This window comes from Sutcliffiella sp. FSL R7-0096 (assembly GCF_038595065.1).
Lineage (GTDB): Bacteria > Bacillota > Bacilli > Bacillales > Bacillaceae_I > Sutcliffiella_A.
The window spans coordinates 4,387,341-4,400,231 of the sequence record NZ_CP152003.1; the positions used below are offsets into that span (position 1 = coordinate 4,387,341).

Annotated in this window: 26 protein-coding genes; all 26 read right to left on the reverse strand. The window is 39.4% G+C overall.

Annotated elements, in window-relative coordinates:
* Positions 1-70: 70 nt before the first annotated feature.
* A complete protein-coding gene (locus MKY77_RS22480; protein ID WP_342515496.1) occupies positions 71-541 on the reverse strand; it encodes a hypothetical protein in 471 nt (156 codons plus the stop codon).
* A 104-nt stretch (positions 542-645) separates the two neighbouring features.
* Positions 646-771 carry a hypothetical protein gene (locus MKY77_RS22485; protein WP_342515497.1) on the reverse strand — a complete coding sequence of 42 codons (126 nt, stop codon included), beginning with the start codon at positions 769-771 and terminating at the stop codon, positions 646-648.
* A gap of 260 nt (positions 772-1,031) precedes the next feature.
* The gene (locus tag MKY77_RS22490; RefSeq protein ID WP_342515498.1) at positions 1,032-1,484 is read right to left on the reverse strand and encodes an ArpU family phage packaging/lysis transcriptional regulator; all 453 of its coding nucleotides are present in this window, start codon (positions 1,482-1,484) and stop codon (positions 1,032-1,034) included.
* A gap of 74 nt (positions 1,485-1,558) precedes the next feature.
* Positions 1,559-1,762, reverse strand: a complete 204-nt coding sequence (locus tag MKY77_RS22495) for a hypothetical protein (RefSeq protein ID WP_342515499.1) — start codon at positions 1,760-1,762, stop codon at positions 1,559-1,561.
* On the reverse strand, positions 1,759-1,983 hold the full coding sequence (locus tag MKY77_RS22500; protein WP_342515500.1) for a hypothetical protein: 225 nt from the start codon (positions 1,981-1,983) through the stop codon (positions 1,759-1,761). The genes MKY77_RS22495 and MKY77_RS22500 overlap by 4 nt, the downstream gene beginning before the upstream one ends.
* Complete coding sequence (locus MKY77_RS22505; protein ID WP_342515501.1) at positions 1,983-2,147, reverse strand: hypothetical protein; 165 nt, start codon at positions 2,145-2,147, stop codon at positions 1,983-1,985. The genes MKY77_RS22500 and MKY77_RS22505 overlap by 1 nt, the downstream gene beginning before the upstream one ends.
* A 37-nt stretch (positions 2,148-2,184) precedes the next feature.
* Positions 2,185-2,499, reverse strand: a complete 315-nt coding sequence (locus MKY77_RS22510) for a DUF3850 domain-containing protein (RefSeq protein WP_342515502.1) — start codon at positions 2,497-2,499, stop codon at positions 2,185-2,187.
* A gap of 35 nt (positions 2,500-2,534) precedes the next feature.
* Entirely contained in the window at positions 2,535-3,044 is a 510-nt protein-coding gene (locus tag MKY77_RS22515) for a hypothetical protein (protein WP_342515503.1), read from the reverse strand.
* Positions 3,045-3,108: 64 nt separating this feature from the next.
* Positions 3,109-3,225: a DUF3983 domain-containing protein gene (locus MKY77_RS22520; RefSeq protein ID WP_342515504.1), complete on the reverse strand. Its 117-nt coding sequence runs from the start codon at positions 3,223-3,225 to the stop codon at positions 3,109-3,111.
* The gene (locus tag MKY77_RS22525) at positions 3,225-3,677 is read right to left on the reverse strand and encodes a hypothetical protein (protein WP_342515505.1); all 453 of its coding nucleotides are present in this window, start codon (positions 3,675-3,677) and stop codon (positions 3,225-3,227) included. Before MKY77_RS22525 ends, MKY77_RS22520 begins: the two co-directional genes overlap by 1 nt.
* A 1-nt stretch (position 3,678) precedes the next feature.
* Entirely contained in the window at positions 3,679-4,230 is a 552-nt protein-coding gene (locus MKY77_RS22530; protein WP_342515506.1) for a hypothetical protein, read from the reverse strand.
* Positions 4,227-4,349, reverse strand: a complete 123-nt coding sequence (locus MKY77_RS22535; RefSeq protein WP_342515507.1) for a hypothetical protein — start codon at positions 4,347-4,349, stop codon at positions 4,227-4,229. The genes MKY77_RS22530 and MKY77_RS22535 overlap by 4 nt, the downstream gene beginning before the upstream one ends.
* A gap of 22 nt (positions 4,350-4,371) precedes the next feature.
* Complete coding sequence (locus MKY77_RS22540) at positions 4,372-4,599, reverse strand: hypothetical protein (protein ID WP_342515508.1); 228 nt, start codon at positions 4,597-4,599, stop codon at positions 4,372-4,374.
* Entirely contained in the window at positions 4,583-4,804 is a 222-nt protein-coding gene (locus MKY77_RS22545; protein ID WP_342515509.1) for a hypothetical protein, read from the reverse strand. The genes MKY77_RS22540 and MKY77_RS22545 overlap by 17 nt, the downstream gene beginning before the upstream one ends.
* A complete protein-coding gene (dnaB, locus tag MKY77_RS22550; RefSeq protein WP_342515510.1) occupies positions 4,788-6,089 on the reverse strand; it encodes a replicative DNA helicase in 1,302 nt (433 codons plus the stop codon). Before dnaB ends, MKY77_RS22545 begins: the two co-directional genes overlap by 17 nt.
* Complete coding sequence (locus MKY77_RS22555; protein ID WP_342515511.1) at positions 6,082-6,390, reverse strand: replicative helicase loader/inhibitor; 309 nt, start codon at positions 6,388-6,390, stop codon at positions 6,082-6,084. Before MKY77_RS22555 ends, dnaB begins: the two co-directional genes overlap by 8 nt.
* The gene (locus MKY77_RS22560) at positions 6,383-7,156 is read right to left on the reverse strand and encodes a replication protein (protein WP_342515512.1); all 774 of its coding nucleotides are present in this window, start codon (positions 7,154-7,156) and stop codon (positions 6,383-6,385) included. The genes MKY77_RS22555 and MKY77_RS22560 overlap by 8 nt, the downstream gene beginning before the upstream one ends.
* 191 nt (positions 7,157-7,347) lie before the next feature.
* The gene (locus tag MKY77_RS22565) at positions 7,348-8,250 is read right to left on the reverse strand and encodes a RecT family recombinase (RefSeq protein WP_342515513.1); all 903 of its coding nucleotides are present in this window, start codon (positions 8,248-8,250) and stop codon (positions 7,348-7,350) included.
* On the reverse strand, positions 8,243-8,503 hold the full coding sequence (locus MKY77_RS22570) for a hypothetical protein (protein WP_342515514.1): 261 nt from the start codon (positions 8,501-8,503) through the stop codon (positions 8,243-8,245). Before MKY77_RS22570 ends, MKY77_RS22565 begins: the two co-directional genes overlap by 8 nt.
* The gene (locus MKY77_RS22575) at positions 8,500-8,955 is read right to left on the reverse strand and encodes a hypothetical protein (protein WP_342515515.1); all 456 of its coding nucleotides are present in this window, start codon (positions 8,953-8,955) and stop codon (positions 8,500-8,502) included. Before MKY77_RS22575 ends, MKY77_RS22570 begins: the two co-directional genes overlap by 4 nt.
* Positions 8,956-9,097: 142 nt before the next feature.
* Positions 9,098-9,526 carry a hypothetical protein gene (locus tag MKY77_RS22580; protein ID WP_342515516.1) on the reverse strand — a complete coding sequence of 143 codons (429 nt, stop codon included), beginning with the start codon at positions 9,524-9,526 and terminating at the stop codon, positions 9,098-9,100.
* Entirely contained in the window at positions 9,523-11,043 is a 1,521-nt protein-coding gene (locus MKY77_RS22585) for an AAA family ATPase (protein WP_342515517.1), read from the reverse strand. The genes MKY77_RS22580 and MKY77_RS22585 overlap by 4 nt, the downstream gene beginning before the upstream one ends.
* Positions 11,044-11,142: 99 nt before the next feature.
* Positions 11,143-11,340 carry a hypothetical protein gene (locus MKY77_RS22590; RefSeq protein WP_342515518.1) on the reverse strand — a complete coding sequence of 66 codons (198 nt, stop codon included), beginning with the start codon at positions 11,338-11,340 and terminating at the stop codon, positions 11,143-11,145.
* A 182-nt stretch (positions 11,341-11,522) separates the two neighbouring features.
* Complete coding sequence (locus MKY77_RS22595) at positions 11,523-11,855, reverse strand: hypothetical protein (RefSeq protein ID WP_342515519.1); 333 nt, start codon at positions 11,853-11,855, stop codon at positions 11,523-11,525.
* On the reverse strand, positions 11,848-12,132 hold the full coding sequence (locus tag MKY77_RS22600; protein ID WP_342515520.1) for a hypothetical protein: 285 nt from the start codon (positions 12,130-12,132) through the stop codon (positions 11,848-11,850). The genes MKY77_RS22595 and MKY77_RS22600 overlap by 8 nt, the downstream gene beginning before the upstream one ends.
* On the reverse strand, positions 12,129-12,854 hold the full coding sequence (locus MKY77_RS22605; protein WP_342515521.1) for an antA/AntB antirepressor family protein: 726 nt from the start codon (positions 12,852-12,854) through the stop codon (positions 12,129-12,131). The genes MKY77_RS22600 and MKY77_RS22605 overlap by 4 nt, the downstream gene beginning before the upstream one ends.
* Positions 12,855-12,891 lie beyond the last annotated feature (37 nt).

Below are 12,891 nucleotides of genomic sequence, written 5' to 3' on the forward strand. Positions count from 1 at the left end.
CATCACCTTCCACCTCCTATAATTTGTGTTTGTTTTGGAAAAAGAAAAAAGCACCCAAGATTGGATGCTTCTAATCTAAACTTTCTATACCGGTTACCCCTCTTATAGTCGGAGGTAGTTTACCGTCTAAATATGCCCTTGAAAAATCCCCAACTAGTCCACCTGCTTTAACAGAGTTGTCATATTTTGTACTATATTCACCTAATAGCATTTCATCTATAGCAAATTTCACAAAATCGGAAATTTCAAGAAGATCCTTCACCATAGGAGAATCTTGGATATATTCATCTTTTATTTCTGTTGTTGTAATATTAAGTTCTGTCAAAGCTAAATCCAATGCCTTATTTTTTTCAGGACTACGGTCTTCATGAACATCTATCAGTAGGTAATTCCCGGTTAGTTGTTCAAGATAGGCATATGCCAAGTTCTCGGACATTTCGATTTTCTTTACCTCTTCTTCTACATATGCTTCTTCTCTAGTATCATCGTTGCAAGCCACTAAAAACAATAAGCTTGTAAGTAAGATAATTATTTTCTTCAAAGGAAGATCCCCCCCAGGCTAGTTATATGTAAATCTTACCACTTAAAGGAGGTTCATTCTATATCAAAATACAAAGCACCCTCGAAAGGATGCTTTAAATAATATTAATGTCCTACTGTTCCTGGGTCCATTACTTTATGACCACCGACTCCTGGGTCGTTATGTTGCATACCACCAGTACCCGGGTCTACTTTATGACCGCCTACTACTCCTGGATCAAATGTTTTCATTGATATCACCTCCTGCTTTTTAAATTCGACAAAAGGAGATAATTTCCTGCAATAAAAAGACACCACTCAAACTGAGTGATGCCCTCTTGATATATTTCGTTAATACCATAATAACACCCTGAAAGCGAAATGCTCATTTAACTTTCGTTTTAAAAACGTTTCAGAATCGTTGATGTTTCGTTGCGAAAACATTTTGTTCACGTTGGTATTAAAAATAGCTGAATCTGCCCTTATATCGAAAATGTGACGGTCTGGTGATATTATATGTCCCCATCCACTTCATAGACTTCTATTCTTAATATGAATGCTAGTTTATAGAATATTCTTGGCTTAAATTTTTGATGGTAGTGAAACTCACTCATTCCCATCTCGTTGTACACTTCGTAATCAAAAGCTTCTTCTTCCCCGAAATACTTCAGGATCACCGCCTGTCGTTCCCGTTTTCCTAGCCTGTTAACCGCCTTCCTGATACGCTCAATATAGCTGTCTCTTTCAATCTCGAAGTCTACCTTCTTAATTGCTGCATCTTCAGTAGAGGAATGGAATTCATTGGTGTTAGATGGTGGGACAAGCGAATAAGAGGCGGTTACTTTAGGCAAGCGTTCTTCCGGAACTGTGAGTAAATAATAACGATAGAGTTCTAGGGCTTCTTCAACGTTCTTTTGTGTTTCTTTTCTATTTATTTTAGGCAACTTAAACTGTAATTGAGACACCAAGATTCCCCCTACGGTAAAATATTCTTAGGGTTGGTCGGGAGAAATCTCGGCTTTTTTTATTTACCTAATTATTAGTGCTTATTTATTTCAGTAATGCTTTCTAGGCTGATGGCAGGATTTCTTTTATTACCTACATCAATATGAACGCTCTTATTGGTAATCTTCGAGATTTTACCCACACGTCCACCACCATCTAATGTACGAAATGCAGCTGTGTCACCAACAAAAAACTTCTCATTAATGCCCTGAATAAAAGTGCCGGTAGAATACTTCAATGTTCAACCCCCTTTTCATCTGCATCTCCTAAGCACATCAACATTGTCTTACTGCCTTTTCCTGGTACATATACACCTTCGACTTCTATTGACCTTCCAGGAAAATGTACTGTTTCCTTGCCTTTATTTTGAAGAATGTTCAAGAGATCTAACAGTAACTTCTGTGGCATTACTGCTTTTTCAAATTTCCCATTAGAAATTAGATAACAAGGTATATTCATTATTTTCCTCCCTGTTTTTTCACACGTTCACCATAAGTATGGATGTTGGAAAACGCTTCTTTCTTTTTCTGTAACCTTTCATCATCCGGTTTAGGCGGATATTTCTTCCTGTATTCCTCTAGCTCCTCGGGAGTCATTTTCCACTCGGTTACTTTGCCAATCATGGGAATCACCTCTTTCACTATATGGTCGAATAGTTCACTAAAACGGTATCTCTATTTCATCATCAACCATACCAAGAATTACGTATCCTTCTTTAACATATTGTTCATCAGTTAACATGTAGGTGATTCGCTTTGTAATCCGTTGACCTAATTGTTTTGTTTGTTGATTATAATGTACTAAGTCGATAAAATCCCCTACCTGAAAGTCTCTATCAAACTTTCTTACTTCGAACGTTTTCTCTCCTCTTTTTACTGCTGAAAAGTAAGGCTCTATCGTCTTCAATTGATGCTCTCTTATATTTCGGTTGTCTGTTTTATAAATAATCGGCTGTTCTTTTTCCAAATTTCTCACCCTTTCGTTATGACGCTATATCGGTCAAATATTTATTACTTCAGTACACTTTCTAAATCAAACCTCACTCTAAACCGATAGTTACGGTTTTGGTGTTTAACTTTAATGTTTCTAATATCCCCGAGCACCTTCCCAATTGATTTCTCTGAAGGCTTTTGATTAAATATTAGTTCCTTTAGTGGGGCCAGTAATTCTATTTCGTCTTTTATTCGCCTGCGTTCCTTCCTAGCTTTTTGTAGTTCCTTTGCTAATTTGTAACCATCGCGGGCATTGAAGTTACTCAGTTCAATTACATGGAGCAAGTCCTGGATTTCTTCATCAATTTTCTTGAGCTCTTCCTCATTGGACCTACATCTTTTCATAGAATCAACATATACCTCTCTTACCGCCAATAAAGACTGTTCGACATCCAAGTTACTCCCCCCATTTTCTAAAGAAAAATCCCATCCAACCCCAAAGGCTCTTTCTCTTCTATCCGCTTCTTTTCCTCTTGGCCTCGTTTGATTTGGGAAGGGTGCTGTAGCTGGTATCTCCTCCCCTGCCATTCTATAACCGTTGGAACACCCTTCTTCTCTTTAATGACTTTGATAACCCTTGCCTGGTCTGCTCTCATTTAAGTAATCCAGCTTTCACAAAAATGTTTCTCCAAGCCCTGGCAACACTCTGCTTATGACGGCGGGCAAGTGCTTTGCCCAACCGTCTTTTCTGCTTTTTACTTTTCACCATTAGTGGACGTTCTCCGGATCCGTCTCTTCATCTTCATCCTGGTACTCGTCAAGTGTCAGCTGGCCATCAGCAACCTTCGCTGTTCCATCCTTATCCACGTTGTACTTAATGCCCTCGTGTGCATCATTGAATTCATCGATGCTCATTTGAGATTCGATAATGTTTAGCGTGACATCGGATCCAGCCTTCTTGTAAAAATTGAAGGATTGTTCTGCAGAGGTATCGCCTTTTACGATAAAGTCAAGAGTCGTTTTCTTGCCATCTTTCGTGGTCTTGCTAAATTCACATGTAAGCTTTTCCTCTACTCCTTCGATTTGCAATTCAACTACTTCACGAACCAATTGAGAGAGTTCTTGCTTTTTCTCATCCTCACCCTTTACATAGAATTGAATGAGCTCCTTCTTGCTGTCCTTTGTTTGTTTGTTGAAGTTTGCTTTTACGGTTACTTGCATGCTAACACGCTCCTTCTAGAATTTTTTGTATGACTTGAGATTGATAGTTTGGTAGCAATGAAGAATTAGTTTCTTGTATAAAAAAGCATTCCATCGCTATCCGTGCCATGATATATGCATCTACCACGTTGTCACTTTGATGAGTAAAGCCAAAGTGCTCCTCCACTGCTTTCATGACAGCTTTCTTCTTTTGAGGGCCGGTAAGTCGTTTCTTACTGCCAACTTCTCCAACCCAGCCTGTGACATTCACAAACTTCTTCACAGCATTTGGTGCTGCCTCGTAATAGCTCAATTTTCGCTTGTAGAGCTCATTTCTAATGCCATGGTGTAATCCCCCTGCGAACATGGCTTTCTGCGTGTCAAAGGGGAATCCCTCAATGCAAATAATGTCTCCTGGTTTAAGATGAGCAACTACATCATTTATCAAAGTGACCATCCGTTTAGGATCCACACTGCCCACTCCTGTTAACTCTTTTGCCCGCAATACCTGACAGTGGGCATCCAGAGCGACAAAACCTGTTTTGGATGCTGGATCTATTCCTAAAAACCTCAATATCTCTCCTCCTCTTGCATTCTGTAAAACTCTGTTTCTAGTTCCTCGACGGTGAGCTCTCTTAAAAGCCGGCCGTCTTGGGCTTCTTGCTTCCCTTTTAAAGAGAGTTCATGAAGCATTACCTGTCTCCTTAGCTCCATCTTATTCCCAGCAGCTTGCTTCTTCTTCGCAAGCTCCCTCTCGTATCCACTGATCATTTACTTTGCCATCATACAATCCATCATTTATGTCATTCTGTACCATTTCGTCTATGTCTTGTTTGGTATATCCTGCAACCAAGCACATTCTTTCGTAATATCCTGCTTTGGGATAACGAAATTTCATAAAGAACATTTGAAACTTCCATTTTAATTCACGAAACTTGTTCATTTTTCTCCCCCTGTTCTTTGAATTTGGCAAGGTGCTCGTTCATTTTCCCTCGAAATTTATCTTGGAAGTAGAAGTGCAGCTTTTCTTCCGAATCATCGAAGCTTAGGACCTTTTTTTCATAGATGAGGAAATCAAGAAGTAATAAAAGAGGCTCCTGGTTGTAATCAACGGCATCCAGATACCAATCCCTAATTAGCTTGGGCATGTCGGTCATGTAAATCCCGCATTCTCTGTGTTTTTTTGTTGTAATAGATATCCACCTTTCCAGTTGGGCCATTACGCTGCTTGGCAATATCAATTTCTAAAATGCTCTTTTTTTCAGAATCGGCATTATAGTATTCATCTCGATAAAGGAATCCAATGACGTCCGCATCTTGCTCAATGCTTCCACTTTCCCTTAAGTCGGACATTACCGGTCTTTTGTTGGATCGTTGTTCCACTCCCCGTGATAACTGAGCAAGGGTAAGGACAGGACACTTAAACTCTTTGGCCATTCCTTTTAATGCAGCACTAATTTCTGATACCTGCAGATGGGCATTCCCATTGTGGCTTTCTTCTGGCTTGATCAAGGTGAGATAGTCAATCATCACCAGAAGCTTTTTATCCGGATTTTCCCGTTTCACGTCTCGGATATGAGCACGCATTTCATTCACCGTCTGACCAGGCTTATCAAATATCTGCATGTTGATCCGTTCCAACAACCCAATGGCTGCCACCCAATTCTCATGATCCTTGTCATCAAAATAATGGTATGGGTTTCGTGCTTTAATACCTTCTATTCCGCCAAGAAGGCATAACATGCGTTTAATTAGGCTTTCCGCGCTCATTTCTAGGGAGAAGATGACCGGGATGGCTCCCTTATATCCAGCATTGGCAGCAATGTTCAGAATAAGTGCTGTCTTCCCCATGGAGGGCCTTGCCCCGATGATGATACTGTCCTCATCCTGAAATCCATCTGTCATGTCATCGAGGTCCTGGAAGCCACTCGGGATCCCGGAATAGCCTTTTTCCTTCTTGATAAGTGGCAGCTGATACATTTGGACCAGGTGCTCTTTGAGATCAAACTTTTCCTTTGTCCCTGTTTTATCTATGTCATTCAGCTGCTTGATCATCTTTTGAATATCACTCGAGTCAAATTCCTGTTTATCCACAATCGGCTTCAAGATATTGTGGATATTTTGTTTCTTCCAGGCATCGATGACAGCTGCTTCATAATTCCGGAATGCATGGATGGAAGGGACACTTTCTTTTAAGAGGGAAAGATGGCCCGTTCCACCTAATCGAGAAAGGTTGTTGCGTCCAATCAGTTCAATGATTGTTATGGCATTAATCGGTTCGTCCTTTTCACCAATCTTTTTCATGGCCGTAAACAATTCCTTGTTTTGATAGTGCTGGAAGTGTTCAGGCTTTGTTACTAGTTCATTTAATATGCTGTTATCAATGAGTATGCAGCCTAGTAAGGCGCATTCTGCTTCGTAGTTATTAATCACGCGATCCACTCCGTAACTTTCTCATGTATTCCAGGTGCTCATGGTTCACTTTTGACTCGGATGGTTCTTCATAAAGATCTGCGATGGTAGGTGGGAATTTGTTTTTAGTGCAATGATTATCAAACCTTCTCATTACGCATTTAAAATCCTGATTTCTCAAAAGTCTATGCCAAGCTTCAACAAGCTTTATCATTTTATCCGTTGCTGTTTCCCCATCATTTAAATTGAAATTCCGACTAAATGGTTGATTGTAGAAAAGCTCAATCTGTTCTATCAAACTTACAACCTCTTTTTTATTCATCTTCCATACCTTCCTTCAAAGCTTTCCAATCAAGTGATTTAGCTGCTTTCTTCTTCACTTTCGAATCAAACTCATTGTGATTTGCTTTAACAGCATCTAAAGTTAAACGATTGTTTTTATGGTGATCCAACAGAATCTTGTCAATATACTGCATTGGATGTTTTGCTTCATTCGTTTTAGCTCTAGTAATCACTTCACAGATGATTTCTTCTGGATTTACAAACTGACTATCATCTAACCAGTAATTAAATTTATTGATAACTGAACTTGATAATAGACCAAAATTTTTCTCATATTCTTTAAAAGGATTTATGTTCATCTCATATGCATCTTTCTTTATATTTTTCTTTAAGTTCTTTCTTTCTTCTTTGGTAGAATTACCAATAGTGCCTTTGGTAACTTTACCAATAGTGCCTTTGGTAGAATTACCAATGGTAGAACTACCAATAGTTTCACTTTCTAACCATTCGTCATGATTTTTATTGAAGCTAATTATCCTAGGTTTTCCTCTTTTAACTTTCTGGACAATTATCTTTCTTTGTTCTAGCTTTATTAATTCTCTTTGTAGTTGCCTTTGATCGTACTCTGTTGCAGTTCCTATAAAGCTTAGTGAAAACTCATGCTCTTTTCTGTTAAAACCATATGTGTATCTCCAGATGACAAAGAGTATTCTATACTGTATTGGGCTTAGCTTTGTTTTTGCCATCTGCTCGAATATATCGTTTGCAATTCTTGTAAATCCGTTTTCTAGTTGTACATCCGCCAAGCCCAACACCTCCTTACTTCTTGATGCATATTACAATGTCAGGCAAATTTTCGCCTCTTGGCATAATCTTCATGGGATACAACCGGGGATAATAGAGGTTTATGTACCCCTTTATATATCTGATATAAAGATTCTTGTTCCCGGCTGCTAACCATTTGTAGGTGTATGGTATCAGCACCTGCTTGTCCATCTTAGTCCAGCGTCATTCCCTCAAAATCGTCAAAGCTCATTGCTTCTGCATCCTGCTTTTCTTCTTGTTTAGGAAAACTAAAGTCTATCAACTTATTAAGGGCCACCGTTTCCTGCAGTGTTAGTTCCTTGCCTTTCTTTTCAAACTTCTCCTGGACGAATTTGTTCAAATCGGTCTTGGTAACACCACGTTCTTTGGTCTTTTTCTGAATTTCGGCCCAAACTTTTGCAAGTTCTTCATCCGGATCAATCACCTTGTCACCAGTGTCAACACTATTTTTCTCAGGCGTAATATCTACCCTCTGGCGCGGTTCGTATTGGTCATAAGCATCTTGCTGTGTTTGATCGTCATCTACTTCAATACCAAACTGCAATTTAAGAGCACGTTTCAACGCATGTTTTTTGAACATATCATTGTAGTACGTTTTCCACTGGCTCCCTTGCTTGTTTCGTAAGTGTTCCACCTCTTCGGCTTCAATAATAATCACTTTATCTGGATATCCTTCACGGCGTGCAATGGCGTAGGCAGCTGCCACTTTCCCCCGTGGAAATTTTATAGAGTGCTTGGTAATCTTAAGTTCCTGAGTTTCTGAATCAATTTCCACCTCAAACTCATCGTTCTCATGTACCAGTTGAGTAGTAACTCCTTTGTAATCATCCCGTTGCTGGGCCAAGTATTGAATCCCTTCCACGGAAACCTGGATGCTCATCTGGTTTCCATACTTGATGAAGTAAATATGGTTCTTGAAAGGATCCAGTCCATTGTGTTTGCAGATTTGGATGAAGAGAGCAAGCTCCTCATTTGTTGCGTTCTTAGCAATGCTGTTGACCACTACCTCCAATTCTTTCTGGGTAAAGTAGTATTCAAATTCCTTCGTGTTGATAGCTGCCAATTGATTACTCATTAATAATTACCTCCTCGATTTCCTCAGTTTGGATATCATGAACTGTATGCTTAAATACCTTTCCGTTTAAAGAACTAGCAACTTTTGTTGCAAAATCCTCTTTAACAAATTTCGTAGCATTTCTCCCATAGAAAGTTATTAATTCGTTGTTTGTTCCAAACCCTTCTACCTTCGTCACAACTCGATTTCCTACTTGAACTGTGTAGAAAGTGCTAGTCTCATTCTTTAACACCTTGGACTCTTTCTCCATCACAACTTTCCTCCTCCGTAGTTATCCGATATCATCATGGCGAAGTTGGCCATGTTTGCGCATCTTAGTGTAATTTCATACTTATCATGGTCCTCTTTGGCGAGCTCTTTTTCCAACTTCACAGCGTTCTTTCCAAGCTCTCGAAGAAGATACTCATGATGTTCTCTACGCCAGTGTCCTTTTTGTTCGTTTGAAGCAAGCTGTAATTCCATAGCCTGAGCAAATTCCCTTACTTCTTTTCTTGGGCCAGGTTGCGGATCCATTTGCTGAACAAAGTTGGCAACCTCATCACCTAGTTCAAAAACATGAACACAATCCCTGTCAGATCCCATTCGAAGGGCGATCATTTCACTTGTCGGATGGTCCCTGTACGTTTCTAATAAAGGATTATTTTGAAATGCATCTTTCGCCTTTTCTACAAATTGCAAGTGCTGATTAGTTATCTGATGGGTCATTTAGTTGCTTCCTCCTTCAATTGCTCAGACACACATTTAATATGGCAAAACAAATCTTTTCCTCGTTTCCAAACTGTGTCTCCTTGATAGATTGGCTTTTCACAGTTTATATTGGCACATACATTAATGGGGTCCTTACTCATTAGTAATTACTCTTATCGAATTGAACTGTGATAGAGGGTCTCCATTCATTTTCAAGATTGGAAACAGTATTGTTTATCATTGTCTTGGTAAAAGCTTCAATACTTCTTTCACTGGACAATTGTTTCTTCAACTCCTTCTTTATTGAATCCCGATGCTCTTGAATTAGTTCAACCGCTAACTCCTTGCACATTTCTGTTACAGTGTTATGAACATGAAAATCTATTAAATTAAATTTATTGTCATGAGAGTAGGTGCTAACCTTACCGTTCTTATCAACTTTGGTCATTAACATTGTTTTCACCGCACTGCCCACTAGCTCATCCTTCACTCCAAGTGCTTCAACTATGCTAGCTTGAACAACGTTTTTAACAATTTCACCAATATACTTTTCATCAACTTTTAAATCTAAGCCCATAATGTTACTCATTTATTTTCTCCCTCCAACGAAACATTTTTTATACTAAACTCTTCATCTACCACTCTTGCAACGATCAACTGACCAGGCGGTGATGTAAAATGAAGAATAGATTCTGCATTATCCACAAAGCACGGTGTAATTATCTGTGACTGATTAGAAAGCACTTCTATGAGTTCCAATCCTGCCTTTATCTTCTCTGCAGTGGAGAGCTTGCTATATGGCTTCCCATCCATTTCAATCTCAAAAGTGGCTTTCTCTTCACCGTTCTTCAGTTGTTCATAAAGCTTCACCGAGATTTTGGTAAAGAGAGCATCAACTTTGTTCACCATCAGTTCTGAACGGACAGACCGGAATGTTTTAATGGCATCCAGGATGCTGATAGATGTGTTACGGTCCTTGCGAAGTTTTTCTTTGTTTGCTTCTGCTACTGATACATCCTGATGAAGTTGCTCCACTCGACCAGCACCATTCATCTTTACTTGCAAACTCACAATCTTGTTATCTACCTCGCTAAGTTCCGTCCGGTCTATTTCTTCTGGTACCGGCATTGCTGCAAGTGATTCTTTTAATGCATTTAATTTTTCTAGCATCTCTTTTCCGGTTGAAACTTCTTTATCGAAACGTGCCTGTCTATTTTCTTTTACTTTGTTGATAGATTTTTCATCTAGGCCCTGACCACATGTTTGGCATGCTTCTTGAATTTCTTCATCTTTAATTCCTTGTACAACAGATTTCTGTCTATCGATACGTTCTACCAAGGATTCAATTTGGGATTCGATACGACCTCGGGCACTTTTTCTTTGATAAAAAGTGTCAATTTCCTCTTCCAAAGTAGTTCGTTTGCTAATCAAAGGGGCTAATTCTTTTTGAATGGCTGCCACATCTACGCTTTCGGAAGAACCTTGTTCCAATTGCTCTTTCAAAGTAAGATATCGTTCAGCTGCTCGTTCATAAGAAACATCTAACTGACGTTTTTTATCTTTGTTCAGCTTCTCCAGATCCTCCAAAGAGTATTTCTTTAGATTCTCTTCCAGGGTTTCGCTTTCAACCTTTCCCATCTTGGCCAAAACTTCTTTATTCAAAGGTTCACTGATGTATTGGAGCAACTGCTCACGCTGTTCTGTCCATTTTTGAGAAGGGAAGAATCCTGGTGTGAATAAAGAGAAGAACAATTTCTCGTCCAACATAGAATCCACAAACTCTTTAAAAACAGTCGCTTTCTCTGGTACCTCATTGATGTAATACTTGGCCGTTTTCTTCTGACTTCGACCTAGCAGATATTGCTTGCTGCCTACCTGCAAGAGCAACTCCACTTTCGTTTCTAAATCTGTTCCGATTGGCTGCGGTTCTAACTTGGATCCCATTACATCTTTTCCGTAAAGGCACCAGGTAATGGCATCACCAATGGATGATTTCCCTGCACCATTCTTTCCTTGAATGTTGGTGATATCACTGAAATTCACTTCCAATGACTCATGGTTCTTGAAATTTGTTAATACTAACTTGATAAATGAAATTTGATTCATACTTACCTCCCATTGATTTTTAAGGGGAAACTCGATATCATGGGTATAAGCCTATAGAGTTTAACCCCTTTAATGGATCCGTGTTCCAGCACGGATCTTTTATTTTCCTGCCGTCTTTCTTACTGCTCCAAGAATGTCCACTAGGTAATCCATAGCATTACACTCCAGGATCAATTCACCGTCATGCTCAAGAATGTAATCTCCTTCAAACACTTCATCACCACATGCATCAGTTCCAAAAATCTTCCCTTCAGGAAGTCCTTCTTTCTCCAATTTAGTAATTGTCGGATGTTCCATCCTGTACCTCCTTTCTTATGTATTGGTGCTTTCTGTTGCACCGGGCTGAGTACAAGGGGGGCTTTGAAAAGGGGGGAACAAAGACCTCATACTCAGCCCGGCAAAACAGATTGCCGGAACATATTGTTTATGTTAAAATGAAATTCCATATCCCAGAGCAGCGTTTTAAGTGTTGGTTGCACTTAGCTGCTCTTTTCTATTTTTGGACCATTTGTGTATTGATAATATTGGCGTTGTAAATCAATGTTGTTTGCCAGTTCGTGGAGAAAATCACTATCTCTTAATCTGTCATTTTGATACAACATGGTTGATCTATAGCGAAGTGCCTCCACAAAAGTAATCATTTCCCCTCCATCAACTTTCGGGTTTGAACTGTCTAGCAACTTCTTGAATGCTACCTTTGCATATGGAACATAACCCTTTCTTGTTTCCATACTTCCCAACCATTTGATGTATCTTCGTAGAGCAATGAGTAGTATGAATCTTTCTGACTTCGTGATCTCCAACTTATGCATGATCCTTCCTCCCTTTCCAGGCAATTAGTTCAACGTTATATCCCTGCACTTGCAAATCCTTCACCAGCTTCTCCATCCGGTCCTTCAGTTTCTTCCTTTCCATCAATTGATCCAGCTCTTTCTTGCATCGCTGGAACTCAATCATCCACCTTTCACATTCGTCCAGATTATCTCGATACATTTCCATTCGCACTCTGTTTAAGCAGCTGAAACAACATTCATATAAATTTATGGCTTGTTTTAAATCATTTGGGTGCACCTTTGTATGTAAGTTCATGATGTTGGCACCTTCGCTTTCGTGAGAAATCCAGTGAGTATGCTATTAAATTTGTCCAAGCATTCCATTCGAACCATGACGTCAATCCCATTCACTTTCTGTTTAAGAGTGGATTCGGCATATAGCTTTCCGGTGCGCTGGTAGTATTCAGCATTTAGCTCGCGTCTCTCGTTCTCCACTCTTGCTTTCACATCAATCCCGTGTTGTGTTTTTAGAATGGAATAAATGCTGTTGTACACTTCGTTATGGCCAACCCTTGTCCACCTGGAATATTCTTTAACATTTTCAGATACTTCTTTTAACAGGAGGGCTTGTCGCTCTCGATTGGCTGTTTCTCTTTCTTCCTTTACCATCTGCTTTGCACGATGGAGGAGCATCTCTGCTGGAGTCTTTGGCAAGGATTTTTCTTTCTCTATAAAATGTTTCCGTAATGCTCTTCCCATTTCATTGTTCTGGACCATAGCCAATTCTTTTCCTGCATCTATAGTCAACCAATAATCATGTTTCCTCACATTTTGCAGTGTTCCTACTATCGAGAAAGTAAGGAAATAATCTTGATTTTCAACGAATTCATATTTCTTGATTTTGTCCTTAATCCACGTTGTGAAATCTTTACCTATCACTAGTTGTTCGTGAAGCTCCCTGGCATTAATCAGCCGGTCTCCATTTTCATTCTCGTAAACTGGTAAGAAGTCATCTGCAATAACTTTCAAATTCTCCATAAATCCTCCTATCTTCGACTTAGCAATAACGCTAAGT

Bases quoted from the DNA above. Each gene is read 5' to 3' on its own strand.
- MKY77_RS22505 (WP_342515501.1), bottom strand. From the start codon at position 2,147: ATGATTGGCAAAGTAACCGAGTGGAAAATGACTCCCGAGGAGCTAGAG.
- MKY77_RS22535 (WP_342515507.1), bottom strand. From the start codon at position 4,349: ATGCTTCATGAACTCTCTTTAAAAGGGAAGCAAGAAGCCCAAGACGGC.
- MKY77_RS22555 (WP_342515511.1), bottom strand. From the start codon at position 6,390: ATGAATAAAAAAGAGGTTGTAAGTTTGATAGAACAGATTGAGCTTTTC.
- MKY77_RS22520 (WP_342515504.1), bottom strand. From the start codon at position 3,225: ATGGTGAAAAGTAAAAAGCAGAAAAGACGGTTGGGCAAAGCACTTGCC.
- MKY77_RS22585 (WP_342515517.1), bottom strand. From the start codon at position 11,043: ATGAATCAAATTTCATTTATCAAGTTAGTATTAACAAATTTCAAGAAC.
- MKY77_RS22575 (WP_342515515.1), bottom strand. From the start codon at position 8,955: ATGACCCATCAGATAACTAATCAGCACTTGCAATTTGTAGAAAAGGCG.
- MKY77_RS22525 (WP_342515505.1), bottom strand. From the start codon at position 3,677: ATGCAAGTAACCGTAAAAGCAAACTTCAACAAACAAACAAAGGACAGC.
- MKY77_RS22605 (WP_342515521.1), bottom strand. From the start codon at position 12,854: ATGGAGAATTTGAAAGTTATTGCAGATGACTTCTTACCAGTTTACGAG.
- MKY77_RS22545 (WP_342515509.1), bottom strand. From the start codon at position 4,804: ATGCCCAAGCTAATTAGGGATTGGTATCTGGATGCCGTTGATTACAAC.
- MKY77_RS22540 (WP_342515508.1), bottom strand. From the start codon at position 4,599: ATGAACAAGTTTCGTGAATTAAAATGGAAGTTTCAAATGTTCTTTATG.
- MKY77_RS22515 (WP_342515503.1), bottom strand. From the start codon at position 3,044: ATGGCAGGGGAGGAGATACCAGCTACAGCACCCTTCCCAAATCAAACG.
- MKY77_RS22580 (WP_342515516.1), bottom strand. From the start codon at position 9,526: ATGAGTAACATTATGGGCTTAGATTTAAAAGTTGATGAAAAGTATATT.
- MKY77_RS22485 (WP_342515497.1), bottom strand. From the start codon at position 771: ATGAAAACATTTGATCCAGGAGTAGTAGGCGGTCATAAAGTAGACCCG.
- MKY77_RS22565 (WP_342515513.1), bottom strand. From the start codon at position 8,250: ATGAGTAATCAATTGGCAGCTATCAACACGAAGGAATTTGAATACTAC.
- MKY77_RS22600 (WP_342515520.1), bottom strand. From the start codon at position 12,132: ATGAACTTACATACAAAGGTGCACCCAAATGATTTAAAACAAGCCATA.
- MKY77_RS22590 (WP_342515518.1), bottom strand. From the start codon at position 11,340: ATGGAACATCCGACAATTACTAAATTGGAGAAAGAAGGACTTCCTGAA.
- MKY77_RS22500 (WP_342515500.1), bottom strand. From the start codon at position 1,983: ATGAATATACCTTGTTATCTAATTTCTAATGGGAAATTTGAAAAAGCA.
- MKY77_RS22595 (WP_342515519.1), bottom strand. From the start codon at position 11,855: ATGCATAAGTTGGAGATCACGAAGTCAGAAAGATTCATACTACTCATT.